We start from the raw sequence: 21,407 nt of genomic DNA on the forward strand, positions 1-21,407 counted from the left end.
TTACCAAGCAAAAGCATTGGTTGGTGCCTTGAGATAATCTAACCAAGCGGGGTCTTTTAGTCGAGCTAATGTAACAGATATGCCAGACATATCTAAGCTGGTCATGTATTTTCCATTTTTGATAAAGTGGATATGAAGACCTTCAAGATCTAATAATTGGCAAATATCATTTAGAAAAATACCTTGCTCCAAATCAGTTGCGGTGCCTAAATTATTAACAAGTAGGATAAAATCTTCTCTTTCTTGCCAATGAAATTTGATCTGTAATTTATTGATTATTTCAACGGCTAAGTGTTCTGACGAACTAAAAGGAACTGTTCGATAGCCTTCTTCACCATGAATGCCAATACCAAAGGAAATATGATCCTCTGGTAAATCAAATAAAGGTAGGGCAGCATTTGGGAAACGTGCTGACTTTGTCGCGAAGCCGATAGTCGCAATTTCAGTTGCTAAGTCAAAGGCTATTTTTTCCAACTGTTCTAGGCTCACACCATTTTGAGCGGCTTGTCCTAAGATTTTATGGAGCAATATGGTTCCTGCAAGTCCACGGTGTCGCATTTGAAAATTTTTTTGTGGTTCGACTGAAATGTCATCATGGGAAACGATGTATTTGACTTGGATGCCCTCTTTTCGAGCGAGGGTAATTGCTTTGCTAAATTCACGAATATCGGCATCGAAATTTTTAATAATGACAAATACGCCTTTACCCTTGTCTAAAAATCGGATGGCTTCAAGAATGTGATCATAAGTCGGTGGGGTAAATAAGTCACCGTAGACCGCAGCTGTTAACATCCCATCACCAACAAAGCCAATATGAGCGGGTTCATGACCTGAACCACCTCCAGATAGAATGGGAACTTTTTCAGGGTCATGATGCCTGTTATAGATAATTGGAAAATCTGGGACTTTCTCTAAATGAGAGTGAATATCTAGCATTCCTTTAATATATTGAGGGATCATTTGTTGTTTATGGTTCTGAATGGTAATCATATTTACTCCTAAATGTCTTCAAAACTTGCAAGAATAATCTTTTTTATCATTGTTAGGTCAGGGTGGTAGTTATTTTGGCTAACAAAAGCACGAATCATATCAGCAAGTGCTCGAGAATGGTATGTTTTTAAGAATTGGCGGTATTGAGGTGACAATTCCAAGTGATAGTTATGCTCATGTTCAGAGATAATCTTTTCCATTAAGACTAAGCAATAATCTCCAAAGTAGGAATAAAAATCATTTTGATCCCGAATCGAGAAAAGTTGCGCATAGAAACTTTTGTTAAGACTGAAATAGAAGAGAAGTTCTTCTAATAATTGAAAACCAGAAATGTAGTTTAAGTTATTGGTCACTTGCTCTTGTAACTCTGTCTCAAAAATCCAATCCAGCAGTTCAAATTTGTCAACAAAATAATTGTAGAAGGTTTGGCGTCGGATGCCTGCCTGATCCATAATATCGACAACTGAAATTTTCTCAATTGGCTTTTTTTCCAGCTGTTTTTTAAAGGCCTTGGCAATTCTTTTTTTAGTAATTAATGATGTTGCCATAAGTCTTCCTTTCCTTGATAATTCCGCATTCTAACTCTACTTTACCAAATTATATGAGAAAAAGAAAAGGACAAATAAGGAAATCTGTCCCTTATCAAGATTGCTAAAGTAGGATAAACTGAAAGCGTAAACAAAAAAGGAGGCAATCAAATGAAAAAGATTATGAACAATCCAGGTCAAATCGTTGACGACATGTTACAAGGTTTATCCTATATGCATGGGGACTTAGTGGAACGATTAGATGGATATGATGTTATTGTTCGAAAAGCTGCTAAAGATGGGAAAGTAGCCATTATTTCAGGTGGTGGTTCTGGACATGAACCTTCTCATGCAGGATTTGTTGGAGAAGGAATGCTTTCAGCAGCAATCTGTGGAGCTGTCTTTACCTCACCAACTCCAGATCAAATTTTAGAAGCCATAAAAGCAGCAGATGAAGGTGCGGGCGTCTTTATGGTTATTAAGAATTATTCTGGTGATATCATGAATTTTGAAATGGCGCAAGAATTAGCAGAGATGGAAGGCATTGCTATTTCAAGTGTTGTTGTTGATGACGATATTGCAGTTGAGAATAGCCTCTACACACAGGGCAAACGTGGAGTTGCAGGTACAATACTAGTGCATAAAATCTTAGGTTATGCTGCGCATCAAGGAAAATCATTGGAAGAAATCAAGGCAATAGCTGATGCATTAGTTCCACAAATAAAAACCATAGGGTTAGCTCTCACTGGAGCAACAGTTCCTGAAGTTGGTAAACCAGGATTTGTCTTAGCAGATGATGAATTTGAATATGGTGTAGGTATCCATGGAGAACCTGGTTATAAGAAAGAAAAAATGAAAGCCTCAAAAGAGCTAGCGGCAGAGTTAGTCGGTAAATTGGACCAAGAATTCCAGATGGAAGCGGGTCAATCATATGCTCTCTTAATTAACGGACTTGGCGGAACACCATTAATGGAACAATATGTTTTTGCAAATGATGTTGCGCAACTTTTAGAAGAAAAAAATATTACCGTTGCTTACAAAAAAATTGGTAATTATATGACCTCAATAGAAATGGCTGGATTGTCACTGACCCTCTTAAAATTAGAAAATCAACAATGGCTAGAGGCGTTGCAAGCAAATGTTATAACCCCAGCTTGGTAAGGAGAAATGATGGATATTCAACATGTAGAAAAATGGATGCGTCTATTTAATGACAAAATTAAAGAACATAAAGACTACTTGAGTGAGTTAGATACTCCAATTGGAGATGGTGACCATGGTGGGAATATGGCAAGAGGTATGGCAGCCGTTATTGCTGCTATGGAAGAAAAGACATTTGATAGCACTGCGGATTTGTTCAAAATGGTTTCTTTACAGTTGATTAGTAAAGTCGGTGGTGCCTCTGGTCCGCTTTATGGCTCTGCCTTTATGGGAATGGCTAAGGTTGCTCAAACCTCCTCCTCAAGTGAGATATTATCAGAAGGCTTAGCGATGATCCAAAAACGTGGAAAAGCCGAAAAAGGTGAAAAAACCATGGTGGATGTCTGGATTCCAGTCATTGAGGCTCTTGGTCAAGGGCAATTGGAAAAAGAGACCATTTGGGATGCTGTCAAGGCGACTGAGCCACTTGTTGCGACAAAAGGACGGGCTTCTTATGTGGGTGATCGTTCAAAAGGGCATATTGATCCGGGGTCATACTCATCAGGTCTCTTGTTTGAAGCTATGTTGGAAGCTGAGGTGGTTTAGTGTCTGAATTAGGTATTTTAATCGTTTCCCATTCAAAACATATCGCCCAAGGGGTTTATGATTTGGTTCAAGAAGTGGCCAAAGATGTGTCTATTACCTTTGTTGGTGGTGATCCTGATGGTGGTATTGGTACGAGCTTTGACCAGGTGCAACAGATTGTAGATGACAATCCTAAAGAAAAGCTTTTGGCCTTTTTTGACTTGGGTTCTGCTAGGATGAACCTTGAAATGGTTGCTGATTTCTCTGATAAGGAGATTCATATTGTTCAAGTACCAATTGTTGAGGGAACCTATACAGCAGCTGCTTTGATTCAAGCAGGTTTGGATCAAGACGGTATTTTAGCGCAATTGACTGAATTAGAGATTAATAAGTAAGGAGATTAGGATGTCATTTATTGGTGAATTTTTAGGAACACTGATTCTTGTTCTTTTAGGTGATGGTGTTGTTTCGGCAGTCTGTTTGAAAAAAACCAAGGCTGAAGCTAGTGGTTGGATTGCGATTGTATTAGGTTGGGGATTAGCTGTTGCCGTTGCGGTCTATATTACTGGATTTATGAGTGGTGCTCATTTGAATCCAGCTGTTACCTTAGCAATGGCTGCAACTGGAGCCTTGTCTTGGGGACAAGTGCCGGTCTATCTCATCGCACAAATGCTAGGTGCAATGGTTGGTGCCTTACTTGTTTATTTACATTACTTTCCACATTGGCAAGAAACAAAAGATTCTGCAACTGTTTTAGCTTGTTTTTCAACGGGGCCAGCTATCCGTCATACATGGTCAAATTTCTTAGGTGAGGCCCTAGGAACAGCAGTCTTGGTGATTACAGTTATGGCAATTGGACCAAATAAAGTTGCTCAAGGCTTTGGTCCCCTCATTGTTGGTTTAGTGGTTATGGCAGTTGGTTTCTCACTTGGTGGAACAACAGGCTATGCGATTAACCCAGCTCGTGATCTTGGTCCACGCATCATGCACTCGATTCTACCGATTCCTAATAAAAGTGATTCGGATTGGTCTTATGCCTGGATTCCTGTTGTAGCACCAATTGTAGGCGGTGTAGTAGGGGCTTTGATTTTCCAAATGGTATTAAATACAATGGCTTAACCTTCGAAAGAGACTTGCTTGCAAGTCTTTTTCGTTTTTTTAAGCTGAATTTTATTCGAGATTGGGCTATAATAAGAAAATGACTAATGAGAAATGGAGGAGGTTACAATGACTCTTGAAAAACGCTATAAGACACTTAGAAACCTTTCTCTGTTAGGATGGAGAAAAGAAGAATTAGCTCTTTTCTCTGACCAGAAAATGATTGATGATCGGATTGGATCACCTGTTTTTCTTCGTTTTTGGAAAAAAGCTCAAAAAACGTATCCTGGTAAAGTCTTACTCAAGATAATCCTGGATATGAGTAAGATGCCCTTAGAACTTTCTGGAGAATTGTCAGAAACACAAGCCTTATTAAAAAGGTTTCATCCTGACTTAAGTCCAGATGCTTCCTTTTGGCCAGAATTTGCGGCTCTTGTTAATCAGACTTTTCCAGAAAGGACTTTGGGAAAAGAGGGAGCCTTGGAAAAACGATTGCATCAATTTCGTTATCTCATCTCAAGTCAGCAAGCACAATATATACGTGACCATTTCGGAAAAGGTCAGAAAAAAGATAGTCAAGCCCTAGCCGATTTTTTGCGCGCCAAAAAGGGTCCAACTTTTTGGCGAAAAGCGGTTGACTACTCCTTATCGGAATCTTCCCGTCTCCATAACAAGCTCAAAATTGAGGATAATCGTGTTCAATTTCCTGATAATGACATTTCCTACAACATCAAATTATTAATGGGCTTTCATACTGAATTTATCTTAGATGATAAGGGGAAATTTTTAAATGAATTAGATGCGGAAAAAATGACAGAAAAAGGGATTGTTAATGGAGCTAGTTTTAATTATGGCACTGCAGGGCAAAGACATTGGGATTTAGATGTCGATCCCATCAGAAAACATGATCCCCAATTTAGGCGTTTGGTTGCGCGTGGTTATCGTTCACCAAAACATATTGTTAAAAAATGGTATCAGCGTCAGCTAGATGATTTTGAGCATTCTTATTTTAATAAAAAGGGTATTTTTGGATATGGAGGGAAGTCGAGTTATCACTATGTCAAAAAACAAAGTTGGCGTTATAAATGGTTTATTCGCTATTTGAAACTTCTTTCTTTTTTTAAAAAATACCGCTAAAAAGGATGCCATTGGCATCCTTTTTAGTATTAATTGGCTTGTGCCCATTTTTTGGCAAGACGCCTTGATAGGCTTGAAATGATAAAGTTTATGACAAAATAAATGAAGGTAATTAAGGCATATAAGGCAAAAACTTGTTCTGCTTGGAAATATTTACCCATTAAAATTTGACTTTTACCAAATAATTCCTGTATGGCAATAACAGAGTACAAGAGAGAAGTATCTTTGATGACTGTTACAAATTGTGAAATAATAGCTGGCAACATTTTGCGATAGGCTTGAGGAAAGACAATCAGTAGAAAAACTTGACTGGCAGAAAAGCCTTGTGCTAATCCAGCTTCAGTTTGTCCTGCATCAACCCCATTCAAGCCCCCCCGTATGATTTCAGCAAGTGCAGCAGAAGTAAAGACGGTAAATGCCGTTATACCTGCGGGTGTGGATTTCATTTGAAAGACAAGAAAAATGATAAATATCCAAAGGAGATTTGGAACATTTCGGACAAATTCAATGTAGATACTAGCAACTAGTTTTAAAAAGGTGTTCTTACCATTACGCATAATGGCTAGGAAGGTCCCAAAAATAGTAGATAAAACAATGGAAATTAGGGAAATGTAAAGGGTTAAACCTAGACCTTCAAGAATAAAGGAAAGGTTTGAAGGTGTAAATAATTGAGCCATGCCATTTCCTCCTTTCTATACGGAATAAGTTTTTTTGTTTGCTTCTTCTTTGCGTCTAGCCCAGTTTGCAAGTGGGTAACACAGGATAAAGTATAAAATGGCAGCACCAGCAAAGGCAGGTACATAGTTGGTTGTTTCGTATGCCCATGCTTTCGCAGTAAACATAATATCGGCTCCTGAAATAATGGCAACGACAGAAGTGTTTTTGATCAGATTGACCACTTGATTGGTCATCGGTGGTAAAATTGTCCGCACAGCCTGAGGAAGCACGATTAAGCTCATAGTCTGTTCATAGGTGAATCCTTGTGAAAGCGCAGCTTCAATTTGACCCTTAGGAACAGCTTCGATACCTGATCGGATAACCTCAGCAATATAAGCACCGTGATAAATACCAACACAAAGCACAGCAGTAAAAAATGTTGAAATCATGATAAGGCCATTACTGATAATGGCTAAGCCATAGTAGACAAAAACAAACTGAACTAAGAGTGGTGTGTTCTGGTATAATTCAACATAAACTCGGGCTATCGCTTTTAAAGTTTTGTGTTTGGAGGTTGACATGGCGCCAAACAGAATACCAAGAACGAGAGCTAATAAAAGGGCTAAAAAAGACATGCCTAAAGTGTAAAGGAAAGCTTTGATAAAGAGGTCGAAATGACTGAAAAATGCTTGCCATTTTGATAAGGCGAAGGGGCTATCAACTGCTAATAGTATCATCTCATTCTCCTTTCTTATTTCTCAGACTTTGCCGGTTTCAAACCGTAGTTTTTGTAAATAGCTTGCAAACTGCCATCATTAGTCCATTCTTCAATTAATTGGTTGATATATTTCGTTAATTGGCTATTGGCTTTTGAACTTGCAATGCCATAGGATTGTTGGTTAAAACCGTCTGGAAGGATTGCGGTTTGTTTGCTGACATAACCAGATAAGATAGACTTGTCAACTGAAAATGCCTGTATTCTTTTTGAATAAAGCGAAATTGCTAGTTCTGGATAGGATCCTAATTGTACGAATTTAAAGTCAAGATGATGTGCTTTGCCGTATTCTTCAATAGCAGCTTTTGTCGTTGATCCTTGTGCCACTCCGATGGTGCGATGATTTAAGTCTTTAATGGAATCAATCTTTTCAGATTGATTCACTAAAAAGCCGACTTCATCACGATAATAGGGAATGGAGAAGGAGTAGTTTGCTTGACGTTCAGGTGTTATGGTGTATGTCGCAATAATGATGTCTAATTGACCGTTATCTAACAATGCTTCCCGTGTCTGAGCAGTAACTGCTGTGAAAACAGGTTTGACCTTTAACTTTTTAGCGATTTTTCGAGCAAGATCAACTTCCATACCTTCATATTTTCCGGTATCAGCACTATAATAGCCAAAATTTGGAACATCCTGTTTGACGCCAACTCTCAGCACACCCGCTTTTTTGATAGTTTGAATACTTTTTGTTTTAAGTAATTGATTGTCATCAGCACTTGCTTTTGGCATAAATATAAGGGTTAGAAGTGTCATTAAGCAAAAGAAAGTCCATTTTTTGAATTGGTTCATAGCAATCCTCCTCTTAATGTCTGATTTTTTTCTTGGCTTGAACTTTTTCACTCGTATGGTTAATGATTTTACTTAAGAACTGTTGCGCTCGAGGCTCTTTTGGATGGTCAAAGAAGCCAGTAACATCTGTTGTGTCTTCTAATATTTCACCATCAGCCATAAAAATAATACGATCGGCTACCTCACGAGCAAATCCCATTTCATGGGTCACAACAATCATGTTCATTCCATCTGCAGCAAGGTTTTGCATGACAGCTAGGACATCACCAATTGTTTCTGGGTCAAGAGCTGAAGTTGGTTCATCAAAGAGTAGAATTTCAGGATTCATAGCAAGGCCTCTTGCAATAGCAATACGTTGTTTTTGACCTCCTGATAGCATTGAAGGGTAGGAGTCTTTACGATCCCACATATTGACAAAGGTTAGATACTTTTCAGCCACTTTTTCAGCTTCGCTTTTACTCATGCCTAGTACTTTAATTGGAGCTAAAGTAACATTTTCTAACACAGTTTTATGGGGATATAAATTGAAGTGTTGGAAGACCATACCGACTTCTTTTCGTAGTGCCACTAATTCTTTGGCTGAAGCGTTTACAATTTCTTTGTTGTTAACTTTTAAACTACCGGTTTCAATTTTTTCCAAAGCGTTGATAGTCCTTATAAGTGTTGATTTTCCTGAACCAGAAGGTCCTAATAAAACAACCACTTGTCCTTTTTCAATGCTGAGGTTAATATTTTTTAATGCATGGTAGGAACCATAGTATTTTTCAACATTTTTAAATTCAATAAGTGCCATATCTTTCTCCTATCTAAAATTATGTTAGGTTTTCTGACACAGAAAACGGTTGATTTATTTTATCATTTTCGAAAAGCACTGTCAATATTTTCTGAATAGTTAGAATAAAGTGAAGAAATCGCCTCAAATCGTAGCTCTGATTGTCATTTATATAGATTTTTTGGTATAATCATAGAGATATAAGTATAGAGAAAGTCCTTTTTAAAAGGAATTTAGATATTTGAAACACAAGATTTCAATATAGGAGTATTAAGATGAAAAAAATTCTTATCGTGGATGATGAAAAACCCATCTCTGATATTATCAAGTTTAATTTAACCAAGGAAGGCTATGACATTGTGACAGCTTTCGATGGTAAAGAAGCGGTTCTTGCTTTTGAGGAAGAAAAGCCTGACTTAGTGATTTTGGATTTGATGTTACCAGAAATGGATGGTTTAGAAGTCGCCAAAGAAATTCGTAAAACCAGTCATATTCCTATCATTATGCTTTCAGCTAAAGACAGTGAATTTGATAAGGTTATCGGATTGGAAATTGGGGCCGATGACTACGTCACAAAACCTTTCTCTAATCGTGAATTATTGGCACGTGTAAAAGCGCATTTGCGAAGGACCGAAACTATTGAATCAGCGGTAGCAGAGGAAAATGCGTCTGCAGGCAGTCAAGAGTTGACTATCGGTAATTTACAAATATTGCCGGATGCCTTTTTAGCCAAAAAATATGGAAAAGAAGTTGAATTAACCCATCGTGAATTTGAGCTTTTACATCATTTGGCCAACCACATTGGTCAGGTCATGACACGTGAGCACCTTTTAGAAACAGTATGGGGTTATGATTATTTTGGAGATGTGCGTACTGTTGACGTGACAGTTCGTCGCCTAAGAGAAAAAATAGAAGATACACCAAGCCGTCCGGAATACATTTTGACAAGACGTGGCGTTGGCTATTACATGAAATCACATGACTGAGAACCTAATCGGAAATTTATCGTTATTCGAACTTTCAATCTTATTATTACTTATTTTTGTTGCTGCATATTTTATTTATTTAGCAGTTCGTGACTATCGAAATGCCAAAATTATTCGGCAAATGAGTCATAAAATCCGTGACCTAATCAATGGTCGTTACACGGATGAAATCAATGAAAAAGCTGATATTGAGCTCATAGAACTTTCTGAGCAACTCAATGATCTATCGGATGTCTTTCGATTGACCCATGAAAATCTTGCCCAGGAAAAAAATCGCTTAGCCAGTATTTTGGCCTACATGAGTGATGGGGTTTTGGCAACAGACCGAACTGGTCAAATCATGATGATTAACGAAACCGCCCAAAAACAATTGAATATTTCGAAAGAAGAAGCCCTTTTAATGAATATCACGGATTTGTTAGGGCAAGACACTCCCTATACCTACCGGGAATTGGTTTCCAAAACACCGATTGTTACCTTGAATAGACGCGATGAGACTGGTGAATTTATCACCCTCAGGCTGCGCTTTGCCTTGAATAGAAGAGAAAGTGGATTCATTTCGGGGCTCGTTGTTGTCCTACATGACACTACCGAACAGGAAAAAGAAGAACGTGAGCGTCGCCTCTTTGTTTCGAATGTTAGTCACGAATTAAGAACGCCATTGACATCAGTCAAATCCTATTTGGAAGCCCTGGATGAGGGTGCCTTAAAAGAAGATATCGCACCAAGTTTCATCAAAGTTTCATTAGATGAAACCAATCGGATGATGCGAATGATTTCGGACTTGTTAAACCTGTCTCGTATTGATAACCAAGTCACAGCTCTAGCGGTTGAAATGACCAATTTCACAGCTTTTATGACTTCTATACTAAATCGTTTTGATTTAGTGAGAAACCAAAATACAGTTTCAGGGAAAAGCTATGAAATTATACGAGACTATCCTATTACTTCTGTTTGGCTAGAAATTGACAATGATAAAATGACACAAGTCATTGAAAACATTTTAAATAATGCTATCAAATATTCACCTGATGGTGGTAAAATTCGTGTTAAGATGAAAACAACAGATAGTCAATTGATTATCTCTATTTCGGATCAAGGATTAGGAATTCCAAAGAAAGATCTTCCTTTGATTTTTGACCGATTTTATCGGGTGGATAAAGCACGCAGTCGTGCACAAGGTGGAACAGGTTTAGGACTTGCCATTGCTAAAGAAATTGTAAAACAACATAATGGTTTTATATGGGCAAAAAGTGACTATGGCAAAGGATCGACCTTTACAATTGTATTGCCATATGAAAAAGATGTTGTTGCAGGAACAGATGATGAATGGGAGGATGATATTGACTAATTTATGGAAATAGAAGGATTTAATTACAGTATATTAGCATCAGGGTCAACGGGAAATAGTTTTTATTTAGAAACACCTAAAAAGAAAATTTTAGTTGATGCTGGTTTAACTGGCAAAAAAATAACCAGCCTTTTAGCAGAAATTGATCGAAAACCAGAAGATTTGGATGCTATTTTCATCACCCATGAACATTCAGATCATATCAAAGGGGTTGGAGTATTAGCTCGAAAATACCACTTAGACGTATATGCTAATGAGAAAACCTGGCAAATTTTGGATGAACGCAATATGATTGGGAAAATTGATGTTTCCCAAAAACATGTCTTTGAAAGAGATAAAATGATTACTTTTGGAGATATTGATATTGAAAGTTTTGGAGTGAGTCATGATGCTTATGATCCTCAATTTTATCGTTTCATGAAAGATAACAAATCTTTTGTCATGTTGACTGATACGGGTTATGTTAGTGACAGAATGTCTGGTATTATTGAAAATGCAGATGCCTATTTGATAGAATCCAATCATGATATTGAAATATTGCGGTCAGGTTCATACCCTTGGAGTTTAAAACAACGTATCCTTTCTGATAAAGGCCATCTTTCAAATGAGGATGGCGCAGGGGCGATGATTCGTAGCATGGGAAATAAAACCAAAAAAATTTATTTGGGACATTTGAGTAAAGAAAATAACATCAAAGAATTAGCTCACATGACCATGGAAAATCAGTTGGCAAAAGCCGACTTACCAGTTGGATCAGCATTTAAGGTATTAGATACTTCTCCTGATTCAGCTTGCCCTTTAACCAGCATATAACCATAAAAAAATCATTAGTTTTCATGCTAATGATTTTTTTATGGGAATGTGACTAAAAACTGTGATAGGAGGCCATAGAATTCAGTCTAGGACTGCAAGCTTTTTCATTTTTTGGTATAATAGAAAGGTCCATCGTGGACAAAGGAAAAGGAGAAATCATGAAGAATCTGGAAGCCTTACTGAAATCATCATTCGCTATTGAATTTGAAGATAAAACCTTATTAGAAACAGCTTTTACACACACTTCTTACGCAAATGAACATCGCCTCCTAAACATTTCACATAATGAGCGTTTGGAATTTTTAGGAGACGCCGTTCTACAATTAATTATTTCAGAATATTTATTTAAAAAATACCCTCATAAAGCTGAAGGGGAACTTTCAAAACAACGATCTATGATTGTACGTGAAGAAAGCTTGGCAAGTTTTTCAAGACATTGTGCTTTTGAACCCTATATCAAATTAGGAAAAGGAGAAGAAAAATCTGGTGGTCGCAATCGCGATACCATTTTAGGAGATCTCTTTGAGGCCTTTTTAGGTGCTTTGCTTTTAGATAAAGGTGTTGAGGAAGTTAGACGCTTTTTAAACCAAGTGATGATTCCTCAAGTGGAAAAAGGTAACTTTGAAAAAGTTAATGATTATAAAACGTCTTTACAGGAAATTTTACAAGCTAAAGGAGATACCATTATTGACTACAAAGTCATCAATGAAAGTGGTCCTGCACATGCAAAACAATTTGAGGTAGTAGTTTTGGCCAATCAAGTGGAACTCAGTAAAGGTATTGGCCGTTCAAAAAAATTGGCTGAACAAAATGCTGCAGAAAATGCCTTGAAAGCTTTAAGTGAGGAATAAATGTATTTAAAAACAATTGAAATGCAAGGCTTTAAATCTTTTGCAGACAAAACAAAAATTGAATTTGAAAAAGGGGTAACAGCCGTTGTAGGTCCAAATGGTTCAGGTAAATCAAACATCACTGAGAGTCTTCGTTGGGCACTAGGGGAATCAAGTGCAAAAAGTTTACGTGGTGGAAAAATGCCAGATATTATTTTTGCGGGTACAGAAAGCAGAAATGCCTTAAACTTTGCCGAAGTAGCTATTGTCCTGGATAATTCAGATGCATTTATTAAAGATGCTCCAAAAGAAATTAGAGTTGAAAGACATATCTATCGTAATGGTGACAGTGATTACATCATAGATGGTAAAAAAGTAAGATTGAGAGATGTTCATGATTTATTCATGGACACTGGTCTGGGGAGAGATTCTTTTTCCATTATTTCACAAGGCCGTGTTGAGGAAATTTTTAACAGTAAACCTGAAGAACGTCGAACGATTTTTGAGGAAGCAGCTGGAGTTTTAAAATATAAAACACGTAAAAAAGAAACTCAGAGCAAATTGACTCAGACTCAGGACAATTTAGACCGTCTGGAGGATATCATTTTTGAGCTTGATAATCAGGTAAAGCCGCTTGAAAAACAAGCTGAAATAGCAAAAAAATTCTTGCATTTGGATGCAGATCGTAAACAACTTCAGTTGGATATCCTAGTGGAAGATGTTCAACAAGATCAAAAAAGCATGGCTGAGAAAGAAGAAGACCTTGGCCAATTAAAAGAAAATCTTAGGGTTTACTATGAGCATCGAGACAGTCTGGAAAAAGAAAATCAAAGTTTAAAACATCTCAGACAAGAGCTTGTTCGTCAGCTTGACGACCACCAAGCAACTTTACTAGATTTAACAAACTTATCAGCAGATTTGAAGCGTCAGATTGATAGAATTCAATTGGAGACACATCAAAAGAATGAAAAAGAAGCAGAAGCAAAAGTCCAGCTTGAAAATCTATCACAGGATTGGGAAAGACTTCAAGAACAGATTCAAGAAAAACGGAATACTATTACGAGCTTAGAAAGTCAACACTCATCGCTTTATGAAGAAATCGATAATCTGAAAAATGAATTACAACGCTATTCAAATGACCCAGACCAATTAATAGAAAGTCTTCGTGAAGAATTTGTCAGTTTAATGCAAAAAGAAGCTGATTATTCAAATCAGTTAACCCTTCTTATTTCTGATATGGAAAAAGAGAGTCAAGAGAGAGCCTCAAATGCTCAAGAGTGTGAAGAAATGTTGGCAAAAGTACAGCATTTGAAAGCAGATTTTCAAACTGTCCAGTCAGATTATGATGACAAACAACTTGCTGTAAGACAACTTTTGGAAGCTTATCAAAAGCTTGAAGGACAAATTGCCAAGCAAGAAGTGACTTACCAAGCAGAGCAATCACAATTATTTGATTTATATGATCAGAAAAAAGCCAAGGAAGCTAGATTAGCAAGTCTTGAATCTATTCAAAAAAACCATAGTCAGTTTTATGCAGGTGTCAAATCAGTCCTGCAAGCAGCTCAAACAATTGGTGGTATTTTAGGAGCAGTTTCAGAACACCTTTCCTTTGATAGCCAATATCAAACAGCATTGGAAATTGCTTTGGGGGCAAGCAGCCAACATATTATTGTTAAGGATGAAGTTGCAGCAAAATCAGCAATCTCATTTTTGAAAGAAAATCGACAAGGACGTGCAACTTTCTTGCCTTTAACAACCATTAAACCACGCTTTTTATCTGATAATCAATTGCATCAAGTCCAACAGTATCAAGGTTTTTTGGGGACCGCAGAGTCATTAGTCTCATATGATCACCGTTTTAAAACTATTTTTCAAAATCTCTTAAATACAACGCTCATATTTGATACGGTTGATCATGCTAATCTAGCGGCCAAAGCTTTACAGTATAAGGTCCGTATTATTACATTAGATGGAACGGAATTGAGACCGGGGGGGTCATTTTCTGGTGGTTCAAATCGACAAAATAATACCACCTTCATTAAGCCAGAAATGGATTTGATTCAAAAGGAATTATCTCGTTTAGAAGGACAACTAAAAGAAAAAGAAACGCTTGTTTCAGATTTAAAGCTTGTCTTAAAAGAAGAAAAAGAAAAATTACAGGATTTAAAGGGGAAAGGTGAAGAGGCGAGGTTTGCTGAACAAAAAGCAGAATTGCATTACCAACAATTAAAAGAAACTTTAGCGGATTCGGAAGAAATACTGCGCCTGATGATAGAGCAGACAGATAAATCTAGCTTGAATGATTTTGAAACCCAAAAAGAAGAGTTGCAAAATCAATTAAGTCAATTGGAAACAGACAAAAACCAATTGAGTCAACAGATTGATGAAATTAAGGGAAATAAAAATCTCATTAATGAGAAAAAGTCTGAACTGACGAATCAATTATCTCAGTTACAGTTGAAAGAACGTGATGTGACCAATCAGAGTCGTTTCGAAAAGACAGATTTATCACGTCTTGAATCTGATGCAGAAGCTTGCCGTCTTAATATTGATAAGCTGTCACAGCTGTTACAAAATCCTGTGTCTCAAGAAGAAATGGACCGCCTTCCTTTACTTGAGAAACAATTGCAAGACGTTGAATCCAAAAAAGCAGATGTTGAGCAAAAACGTATTCAACTCCGTTTCAAATCGGAGGATTGTCAAGCACAGTTAGAAGATTTAGAAGAGCAATTGTCTAAAGAACAAGCCAAAAATGAAAATTTTATTCGCCAGCAAACAAAATTAGAAGCTGAAATGGATTATCTGAAAGATCGGTTGAGAACTTTTGCCAAAACTTTATCCGAGGACTTCCAAATGAGTTTTGAGGAAGCTAAAGAAATGGCTAATCCAATCCAGTCTATGATTTCTGAGAAACAAAGGCTTAAGCAATTACTTAAGACCATAAAGGCTTTAGGTCCAATCAATTTAGATGCTATTAGTCAATTTGACGAGGTTTCTGAACGTTTGGAATTCCTTAATAGTCAGAAGTTTGATTTGAACAAGGCCAAGAATCTCTTGCTAGATACTATTAACAGTATGGATAATGAAGTGAAAGCTCGTTTCAAGGTCACTTTTGAAGCCATTCGTGAGAGTTTCCAAGAAACCTTTAAACAAATGTTTGGTGGTGGTTCTGCTGATTTGGTTCTTACTGAAGGAGACTTGTTGTCAGCAGGGGTGGAAATTTCCGTGCAACCTCCAGGTAAAAAAATTCAGTCACTTAATTTAATGTCTGGTGGTGAAAAAGCTCTGTCTGCTTTAGCTTTGCTATTTGCAATCATACGAGTGAAAACCATTCCCTTCGTTATCCTTGATGAGGTTGAAGCAGCTCTTGATGAAGCAAATGTCAAACGTTTTGGGGATTATCTCAATCGTTTTGATAAGAACAGTCAGTTTATTGTTGTCACTCACCGGAAAGGAACAATGGCTGCCGCAGATAGTATTTATGGTATTACGATGCAAGAATCAGGCGTTTCTAAAGTTGTTTCTGTGAAATTGAAAGATTCTGAAGACCTCGCATTTTTAAACTAAAAAAGAAGAGAAAGAATAAGAATGATAAAATTAGTTGCAACGGATATGGACGGCACCTTTTTAAAAGATGATCTGAGCTATGACAAAGAAAGATTAGCGACATTACTTCCCAAATTAAAAGAAAAAGGCATTCTTTTTGCAGTTGCTAGTGGAAGATCTCTTTTAGCCATTGATGCCATGTTTGAAGAGTTTCTAGACCAGATTGCAGTCATTGCTGAAAATGGATCTTTAGTGCAATATCAAAATAAGGTATTATTTGCTGATTTTTTGACCAAAGAACAGTATGTTGAAATTGCTGATGCCATTTTGGCAAATCCTTTTTATGTTGAAACCGGAATGTTGTTTTCTGGTCAAAAAGCGGCCTATATTTTAAAAGGGGCTAGTCAAGCCTATATCGATCGTATGTCCCTTTTTTACGAAAATGTGCGCGTCATTTCCGATTTTGATGAGATGGATGATGATGTTATTTTTAAAATCACAACCACATTTACTGGCGAAACGGTTTTAGAAGGTAGTGATTGGCTAGATCAACGCTTACCATATGTGACTGCAGTTACAACTGGATTTGAGTCCATCGATATTATCTTGTCTGAAGTTAATAAAGGTTTTGGCATTGATCACCTTTGTCAAGCCTTAGGCATTACAGCAACGGAAGTAATGGCTTTTGGTGATAATTTAAATGATTTGCAGATGTTAGAATATGCTGGAACAGCGATTGCCACAGAAAATGCTCGACCTGAAATTAAAGCAGTAGCAGATCAGGTTATCGGGGACTGTAATCAAGAGTCAGTTATGGCTTATTTGGAAGGATTAGTTTAGAATGCATACGATAAAATTATTAGCACTCGACTTAGATGGCACATTATTTAACGCGGAAAAAACGATTAGTGACGCTAATAAGCTTGCCATCCAAAAGGCAAGTGCAAAAGGTGTCAAAATTGTTATTACCACAGGAAGACCTTTGGCAGCAATTGGAAATGTATTGGAAGAGCTTGGTTTAACAAGTGATGATGATTACTGTATTACTTTTAATGGAGGATTGGTGCAAAGGTGCACAGGTCAAATCCTTGATAAAAGTAGTTTAAGCTATGAGGAAGTTGCTACTGTTCACCAACACTTAGAAAATTTAGCTTTACCAACAGATATCTTGAGTGAAGGTAAAGTTTACAGTATTCCTAGTAAAGACGGCCGTCATTCCCAATACCACCTTGCAAACCCACTCCTACAATTTATTGAAATCAATTCTTTAGAAGACTTACCTAAAAATATTGTTTATAATAAAATTGTAACCGTTACAGATGCCGATTTTTTAGATCAGCAATTAAGTCTCCTACCACCATCTACTTTTGATGCTTTCGAATCTTTTAAATCAAGAGATATCATTTTCGAAGTGATGCCAAAAGGTGTTCATAAAGCCTTTGGTTTGCAGCTCTTATGCAGTCACTTAAAAATAGAAGCTAAAGAGGTCATGGCTATGGGAGATGAAGCGAATGATTTTACCATGTTGGAATGGGCTGGTTTAGGCGTTGCAATGGCTAACGCGGTAGCCGAAGCTAAACAAATTGCAGATGCTGTAACCAGTCAAACCAATGACCAATCTGGTGTAGCGGAAGCCATTGAAAAATATATACTAAACGAGGATATCTAATGGGATTATTTGATAAATTATTTGGCAAGAAAACGAAGGAACAGCAGGATGAAAAGGACCAAGTCGAAAATGAACTAGGCGTGGATTCTTCTTTTCCTGAAGAAAGCCAAGCTGAAGAGCAAAATATTTTTGAAAAGCCAGCAAATAGCCAGCATATTGAAGAAGAGTTGAGCTTAGCTTCCGATCCAGCTTCAATTGAAGAAGTCATCATTCAACAACAAGAATTAACGCAATCTGAGAATTTGGAAACTGTTATTGAAGGTGATCATCTGGATAATAAAGACATTCAAGGTGAGAATTCAGATTTAGAAAGACAGGAACAAGTTTCTGACCATGCTGACCATCAGCTTGACAATTTAGTCGAAAATGCTGAAGAAAATCAGGAGCAAGAGCTTTCTACTGAAAAGACATATTCAATTGTTGACGAGTATTATCAACGTAAGGCAGCCTTTGAAGAAGGTCTTCAAAATGGAGATTTTGAACCACTAAGTCAAAATGACATCACCCCTTCTCCAAAGCCACAGCTTGAAGAAAGTGACCAAGAAAAATACCAACGAAGCTTGAAGAAAACACGGAACGGTTTTGCGGCCAGGTTAAATGCTTTTTTTGCCAACTTTAGAAGTGTTGATGAGGACTTCTTTGAAGAACTTGAAGAAATGTTAATTCTGTCAGATGTTGGTGTGTCAGTTGCTACCGAATTAACAGAGGAGCTCCGCCAGGAAGCAAAACTTGAAAATGCTAAGAAACCAGATGATTTGAAACGTGTTATTATCGAGAAACTCGTTGATATTTATGAAAAAGATGGCACTTTTAATGAGGCTATTAATCTCCAAGAAGGCTTGACAGTCATGCTTTTTGTGGGTGTTAATGGCGTTGGTAAAACAACCTCTATTGGGAAATTAGCCTATCGCTATAAAGCTGAAGGTAAAAAGGTGATGTTGGTTGCAGCTGATACCTTCCGAGCAGGTGCGGTTGCACAATTGGCAGAATGGGGCCGTCGAGTAGATGTTCCTGTGGTTATGGGAGCTGAAAAGGCAGACCCTGCTTCTGTTGTCTTTGATGGTGTTGAAAAAGCAGTGGCACAAGGAGTTGATATTCTCTTGATTGACACAGCTGGACGCCTACAAAATAAAGAAAATTTGATGGCTGAGCTAGAAAAAATGGGACGTATTATTAAGCGCGTTATTCCAGATGCACCCCATGAGACTCTTTTAGCCCTAGATGCTTCAACTGGTCAAAATGCCCTAAGTCAAGCGAAAGAGTTTTCTAAAATATTACCATTGACAGGTCTCATTTTGACTAAGATTGATGGGACTGCAAAAGGTGGTGTGGTCTTAGCAATACGTCAGGAGTTAGAAATTCCAGTGAAATTTATCGGTTTTGGAGAAAAAATTGATGATATTGGAGAATTTGATTCAGAAGATTTTATGAAAGGCTTGCTTGCTGATATTATCTAAGGCTTGAAAAAGAAGAAGGTAACCATTTCATGACATCTCAAAAGATAGCTATCGAACGCTACAAACAATTAGCACAGCAGAAACAAAAAGAACATCGTCAATTTCTGATGACACTCAAAAAGAAAGCCCCCAAAAATCTAGATAAAGTGGTACAAGATGTTCATAAGGAAGTCTTTCAAGAAATTGATTGCACGGCATGTGCTAACTGCTGTAAAAGTTTAGGCCCTTTATTTACAGAAGCTGATATTGCAAGAATTTCCAAGCATTTTAGAATGTCTTTGTCAGCATTTGAAGAGCTTTATTTAGAAACAGATGAAGATCAGGATAAGGTTTTTAAATCAATGCCCTGTCCGTTTTTAGGTGACGATAATCTATGTAGTATTTACGATGTTAGGCCAAAGGCCTGTCGTGAATTTCCCCATACAGATCGTAAAAAAATCTATCAAATCAATCACCTAACCCTGAAAAATACCTTGATATGTCCAGCGGCTTATCTATTTGTTGAAAAGTTAAAGGATAGAATCTAAAAGAAATCTCGGCAGAACTTTCCTGCCGAGATTTCTTTTAAATACGATTATAATACATTTGAACCAATTCTAAAAAGTCAGAAATGGAATACGTTGTCCCAAAAAAACGGTATGCAGATTGTGACCAATAATCCGTTGGATCAATATGATCTGTACCTCCTAAATAAAGGGAAATCATTTCATGTGTCCATAAAGTACCCTCTCCATTTTCTTGACCAAGGGTTAAGGGAAGGTTATTTTCTTTTAAAGTTTTCGCTGTATAATAGGCTGCGTTTGCTAGCTGCTTAGCAAATGCTTCTTGACTATAGACATGTGGCATTTCAAATTGAACAAAGTAGGGATTGGCTTTTGGTCCAGCACCTTGAGCCATAAAATGATTATCTGCAATGTTTAGGATTTCTTGGTCATCAATGAAGGTATGAACAAAGATACCTTCTTTTTTGTAGTTTTTGACCATATAGTAGATTTCATCGGCAATACTTGACTGTTCAGTTCCTGTGTCATGGATAATAATTCCTTTTGGCTTTGCTTGACTTCCAAAGTATGGCCTTTTAGGGAATGTTTTTATTAACTTGTTTTTGATTTGAACTTTTGGGAAGTCAAGGGATTGAAGATAGGCATTGACAGGGTTGGTTAGTTCAATATCAAGACTCTTACTTTCTACAAGGTATGAATTACCCTGATAGGTGACTTCTGCAAAAAGGATTTTTTGTCCTCTAACACGTCCTAACTCGTATCCAGTCACAGTTACTTTTGTTTTTTCGGGAATTTCTTTCAGGCTAAACAAGCAATGAGAAGGATAGAGCTTGGTTTCTTTAGTGACAATTTCAGCTGCCTGAGTGTACTTATATTTTGTCAAAGGTGTTAGATTAAAGGTATAATGAAAGAGAAGTGCTAAAGCTAATGCTATAAGAAGGATGGTAAGATTTTTTTGGTTAAGGTGTTTTTTGTAGTGCTTCATTGTTAATTGACTTAGAGACATGTTTTCTATTTTAACAGAAAAAGGGCTAGAATGGCTAAAATAAGAAGTGAAAATATTATTTTTTAACATTTCTAATGCTATTAAGGAGAAGGATGAAACTATTAATATTAGGTGGAAATGGCTTTTTAGGCCAAGAGTTGATTCATTCTGCTATAAAAAAAGATTACGATGTCACTTATTTATCAAGACATTCTGGAAATGGCGCTATTTTTTCACATCCAAAAGTGACTTATCTTAAAGGGGACATTTTTCATGCTCTTTCATGTGATAAAGAGCAGACTTACGATTGTGTGATAGACTGCGTCGGAACGATTCATCCAAAATACTTACAAAGCCTAAATGTGGATGCTACTAAAGAAGCTATCATTTTAAGTCAAAAGCTATCTATAAAGCATTTTGTCTATATTTCTGCAAATAGCGGTTTTTCTTCTTACCTAAGAAGTAAAGAAAAGGCGGAAAGAATGGTTAAAGAAAAGGCGGAAAGAATGGTTAAAGAAAAGGCAAGTAGTTATTTGATTGTTAAGCCGGGTTTGCTTTTTGGTCCTAAACGCCCATTGTCATTACTTTTAATGGTTTTTTTCAAAATGATCCTACTATTACCTATTTATCCATCAGTCATTGATGAAATTTATCCTTTAGATGTCCGAAAAGTCGCTGAAGTGATTATTGCTCATCTTGAAAAGAGTTACGGTGAGAAAACTATCTTATCTCTAAATGACTTAAAAGGGACTATTTTAGCTATTCAGAAGTAACTTTAAAATTCAACATAAAAA

Annotated in this window: 22 protein-coding genes; 15 read left to right on the forward strand and 7 right to left on the reverse strand. The window is 37.0% G+C overall.

The features are described from left to right. Together dhaQ and dhaS are read right to left on the reverse strand one after the other, a co-directional pair. Window positions 1-990, reverse strand: a complete 990-nt coding sequence (gene dhaQ / locus DQM95_RS03230) for a DhaKLM operon coactivator DhaQ (protein WP_037592361.1) — start codon at window positions 988-990, stop codon at window positions 1-3. Between the two features lie 8 nt (window positions 991-998). Next, window positions 999-1,538 carry a dihydroxyacetone kinase transcriptional activator DhaS gene (gene dhaS, locus DQM95_RS03235; RefSeq protein WP_037592360.1) on the reverse strand — a complete coding sequence of 180 codons (540 nt, stop codon included), beginning with the start codon at window positions 1,536-1,538 and terminating at the stop codon, window positions 999-1,001. Between the two features lie 150 nt (window positions 1,539-1,688). Between dhaS and dhaK the strand changes: the two genes are divergently transcribed. From dhaK to DQM95_RS03260, 5 genes are all read left to right on the forward strand, one after another. Then, a complete protein-coding gene (gene dhaK / locus DQM95_RS03240) occupies window positions 1,689-2,678 on the forward strand; it encodes a dihydroxyacetone kinase subunit DhaK (RefSeq protein ID WP_012658069.1) in 990 nt (329 codons plus the stop codon). Between the two features lie 9 nt (window positions 2,679-2,687). After that, window positions 2,688-3,263 carry a dihydroxyacetone kinase subunit DhaL gene (gene dhaL / locus DQM95_RS03245; protein WP_012658070.1) on the forward strand — a complete coding sequence of 192 codons (576 nt, stop codon included), beginning with the start codon at window positions 2,688-2,690 and terminating at the stop codon, window positions 3,261-3,263. Further along, window positions 3,263-3,637, forward strand: a complete 375-nt coding sequence (dhaM, locus tag DQM95_RS03250) for a dihydroxyacetone kinase phosphoryl donor subunit DhaM (protein ID WP_012658071.1) — start codon at window positions 3,263-3,265, stop codon at window positions 3,635-3,637. The genes dhaL and dhaM overlap by 1 nt, the downstream gene beginning before the upstream one ends. A 10-nt stretch (window positions 3,638-3,647) precedes the next feature. Next, a complete protein-coding gene (locus DQM95_RS03255; RefSeq protein WP_012658072.1) occupies window positions 3,648-4,361 on the forward strand; it encodes an MIP/aquaporin family protein in 714 nt (237 codons plus the stop codon). 108 nt (window positions 4,362-4,469) lie between these two features. Further along, window positions 4,470-5,477: a DUF3114 domain-containing protein gene (locus DQM95_RS03260; RefSeq protein WP_111685936.1), complete on the forward strand. Its 1,008-nt coding sequence runs from the start codon at window positions 4,470-4,472 to the stop codon at window positions 5,475-5,477. A 29-nt stretch (window positions 5,478-5,506) separates the two neighbouring features. Here DQM95_RS03260 and DQM95_RS03265 read toward each other — a convergent pair whose 3' ends face one another. The 4 genes from DQM95_RS03265 to DQM95_RS03280 are packed head-to-tail and all read right to left on the reverse strand — an operon-like array spanning window position 5,507 to window position 8,494. Further along, window positions 5,507-6,154 (reverse strand): amino acid ABC transporter permease, encoded by a 648-nt coding sequence (locus DQM95_RS03265; protein ID WP_012658074.1) that lies wholly within the window; start codon window positions 6,152-6,154, stop codon window positions 5,507-5,509. A 15-nt stretch (window positions 6,155-6,169) separates the two neighbouring features. Further along, window positions 6,170-6,871: an amino acid ABC transporter permease gene (locus tag DQM95_RS03270; RefSeq protein WP_012658075.1), complete on the reverse strand. Its 702-nt coding sequence runs from the start codon at window positions 6,869-6,871 to the stop codon at window positions 6,170-6,172. A 14-nt stretch (window positions 6,872-6,885) separates the two neighbouring features. After that, complete coding sequence (locus DQM95_RS03275; protein WP_012658076.1) at window positions 6,886-7,701, reverse strand: transporter substrate-binding domain-containing protein; 816 nt, start codon at window positions 7,699-7,701, stop codon at window positions 6,886-6,888. A 13-nt stretch (window positions 7,702-7,714) separates the two neighbouring features. After that, window positions 7,715-8,494: an amino acid ABC transporter ATP-binding protein gene (locus tag DQM95_RS03280; RefSeq protein ID WP_012658077.1), complete on the reverse strand. Its 780-nt coding sequence runs from the start codon at window positions 8,492-8,494 to the stop codon at window positions 7,715-7,717. Window positions 8,495-8,748: 254 nt separating this feature from the next. Between DQM95_RS03280 and yycF the strand changes: the two genes are divergently transcribed. The 9 genes from yycF (at window position 8,749) to DQM95_RS03325 (ending at window position 19,652) form a co-directional block, all read left to right on the forward strand. Beyond that, window positions 8,749-9,459: a response regulator YycF gene (gene yycF, locus DQM95_RS03285; RefSeq protein WP_015912156.1), complete on the forward strand. Its 711-nt coding sequence runs from the start codon at window positions 8,749-8,751 to the stop codon at window positions 9,457-9,459. Next, window positions 9,452-10,810: a cell wall metabolism sensor histidine kinase VicK gene (vicK, locus tag DQM95_RS03290; protein ID WP_012658078.1), complete on the forward strand. Its 1,359-nt coding sequence runs from the start codon at window positions 9,452-9,454 to the stop codon at window positions 10,808-10,810. The genes yycF and vicK overlap by 8 nt, the downstream gene beginning before the upstream one ends. 3 nt (window positions 10,811-10,813) lie before the next feature. After that, window positions 10,814-11,623 carry an MBL fold metallo-hydrolase gene (locus DQM95_RS03295; RefSeq protein WP_046393354.1) on the forward strand — a complete coding sequence of 270 codons (810 nt, stop codon included), beginning with the start codon at window positions 10,814-10,816 and terminating at the stop codon, window positions 11,621-11,623. Between the two features lie 158 nt (window positions 11,624-11,781). Continuing rightward, complete coding sequence (gene rnc / locus DQM95_RS03300; protein ID WP_012658080.1) at window positions 11,782-12,474, forward strand: ribonuclease III; 693 nt, start codon at window positions 11,782-11,784, stop codon at window positions 12,472-12,474. Then, on the forward strand, window positions 12,475-16,020 hold the full coding sequence (gene smc, locus DQM95_RS03305; protein ID WP_037592359.1) for a chromosome segregation protein SMC: 3,546 nt from the start codon (window positions 12,475-12,477) through the stop codon (window positions 16,018-16,020). Between the two features lie 21 nt (window positions 16,021-16,041). After that, window positions 16,042-16,839 carry a Cof-type HAD-IIB family hydrolase gene (locus DQM95_RS03310; protein WP_037592358.1) on the forward strand — a complete coding sequence of 266 codons (798 nt, stop codon included), beginning with the start codon at window positions 16,042-16,044 and terminating at the stop codon, window positions 16,837-16,839. Window position 16,840: 1 nt separating this feature from the next. Beyond that, complete coding sequence (locus DQM95_RS03315; RefSeq protein ID WP_037592357.1) at window positions 16,841-17,668, forward strand: Cof-type HAD-IIB family hydrolase; 828 nt, start codon at window positions 16,841-16,843, stop codon at window positions 17,666-17,668. Continuing rightward, a complete protein-coding gene (ftsY, locus tag DQM95_RS03320; protein WP_037592356.1) occupies window positions 17,668-19,125 on the forward strand; it encodes a signal recognition particle-docking protein FtsY in 1,458 nt (485 codons plus the stop codon). The genes DQM95_RS03315 and ftsY overlap by 1 nt, the downstream gene beginning before the upstream one ends. 29 nt (window positions 19,126-19,154) lie before the next feature. Further along, complete coding sequence (locus DQM95_RS03325) at window positions 19,155-19,652, forward strand: YkgJ family cysteine cluster protein (protein WP_012658085.1); 498 nt, start codon at window positions 19,155-19,157, stop codon at window positions 19,650-19,652. A 37-nt stretch (window positions 19,653-19,689) separates the two neighbouring features. Here DQM95_RS03325 and DQM95_RS03330 read toward each other — a convergent pair whose 3' ends face one another. Beyond that, complete coding sequence (locus tag DQM95_RS03330) at window positions 19,690-20,703, reverse strand: peptidoglycan recognition protein family protein (RefSeq protein ID WP_230080762.1); 1,014 nt, start codon at window positions 20,701-20,703, stop codon at window positions 19,690-19,692. Window positions 20,704-20,726: 23 nt separating this feature from the next. Here DQM95_RS03330 and DQM95_RS03335 point away from each other — a divergent pair, with 23 nt between their 5' ends. Further along, the gene (locus DQM95_RS03335; protein WP_037592354.1) at window positions 20,727-21,386 is read left to right on the forward strand and encodes an NAD-dependent epimerase/dehydratase family protein; all 660 of its coding nucleotides are present in this window, start codon (window positions 20,727-20,729) and stop codon (window positions 21,384-21,386) included. Window positions 21,387-21,407 lie beyond the last annotated feature (21 nt).

Source organism: Streptococcus uberis, assembly GCF_900475595.1.
GTDB lineage: Bacteria > Bacillota > Bacilli > Lactobacillales > Streptococcaceae > Streptococcus > Streptococcus uberis.

Coding starts and splice junctions, on each gene's coding strand:
- DQM95_RS03265 (WP_012658074.1), bottom strand. CDS start 6,154: ATGGCTCAATTATTTACACCTTCAAACCTTTCCTTTATTCTTGAAGGT.
- vicK (WP_012658078.1), top strand. CDS start 9,452: ATGACTGAGAACCTAATCGGAAATTTATCGTTATTCGAACTTTCAATC.
- smc (WP_037592359.1), top strand. CDS start 12,475: ATGTATTTAAAAACAATTGAAATGCAAGGCTTTAAATCTTTTGCAGAC.
- DQM95_RS03335 (WP_037592354.1), top strand. CDS start 20,727: ATGAAACTATTAATATTAGGTGGAAATGGCTTTTTAGGCCAAGAGTTG.
- DQM95_RS03315 (WP_037592357.1), top strand. CDS start 16,841: ATGCATACGATAAAATTATTAGCACTCGACTTAGATGGCACATTATTT.
- yycF (WP_015912156.1), top strand. CDS start 8,749: ATGAAAAAAATTCTTATCGTGGATGATGAAAAACCCATCTCTGATATT.
- DQM95_RS03280 (WP_012658077.1), bottom strand. CDS start 8,494: ATGGCACTTATTGAATTTAAAAATGTTGAAAAATACTATGGTTCCTAC.
- DQM95_RS03330 (WP_230080762.1), bottom strand. CDS start 20,703: ATGTTAAAAAATAATATTTTCACTTCTTATTTTAGCCATTCTAGCCCT.
- DQM95_RS03270 (WP_012658075.1), bottom strand. CDS start 6,871: ATGATACTATTAGCAGTTGATAGCCCCTTCGCCTTATCAAAATGGCAA.
- DQM95_RS03275 (WP_012658076.1), bottom strand. CDS start 7,701: ATGAACCAATTCAAAAAATGGACTTTCTTTTGCTTAATGACACTTCTA.
- ftsY (WP_037592356.1), top strand. CDS start 17,668: ATGGGATTATTTGATAAATTATTTGGCAAGAAAACGAAGGAACAGCAG.
- DQM95_RS03325 (WP_012658085.1), top strand. CDS start 19,155: ATGACATCTCAAAAGATAGCTATCGAACGCTACAAACAATTAGCACAG.
- DQM95_RS03255 (WP_012658072.1), top strand. CDS start 3,648: ATGTCATTTATTGGTGAATTTTTAGGAACACTGATTCTTGTTCTTTTA.
- dhaK (WP_012658069.1), top strand. CDS start 1,689: ATGAAAAAGATTATGAACAATCCAGGTCAAATCGTTGACGACATGTTA.
- dhaS (WP_037592360.1), bottom strand. CDS start 1,538: ATGGCAACATCATTAATTACTAAAAAAAGAATTGCCAAGGCCTTTAAA.
- rnc (WP_012658080.1), top strand. CDS start 11,782: ATGAAGAATCTGGAAGCCTTACTGAAATCATCATTCGCTATTGAATTT.
- DQM95_RS03310 (WP_037592358.1), top strand. CDS start 16,042: ATGATAAAATTAGTTGCAACGGATATGGACGGCACCTTTTTAAAAGAT.
- DQM95_RS03295 (WP_046393354.1), top strand. CDS start 10,814: ATGGAAATAGAAGGATTTAATTACAGTATATTAGCATCAGGGTCAACG.
- dhaL (WP_012658070.1), top strand. CDS start 2,688: ATGGATATTCAACATGTAGAAAAATGGATGCGTCTATTTAATGACAAA.
- dhaQ (WP_037592361.1), bottom strand. CDS start 990: ATGATTACCATTCAGAACCATAAACAACAAATGATCCCTCAATATATT.
- DQM95_RS03260 (WP_111685936.1), top strand. CDS start 4,470: ATGACTCTTGAAAAACGCTATAAGACACTTAGAAACCTTTCTCTGTTA.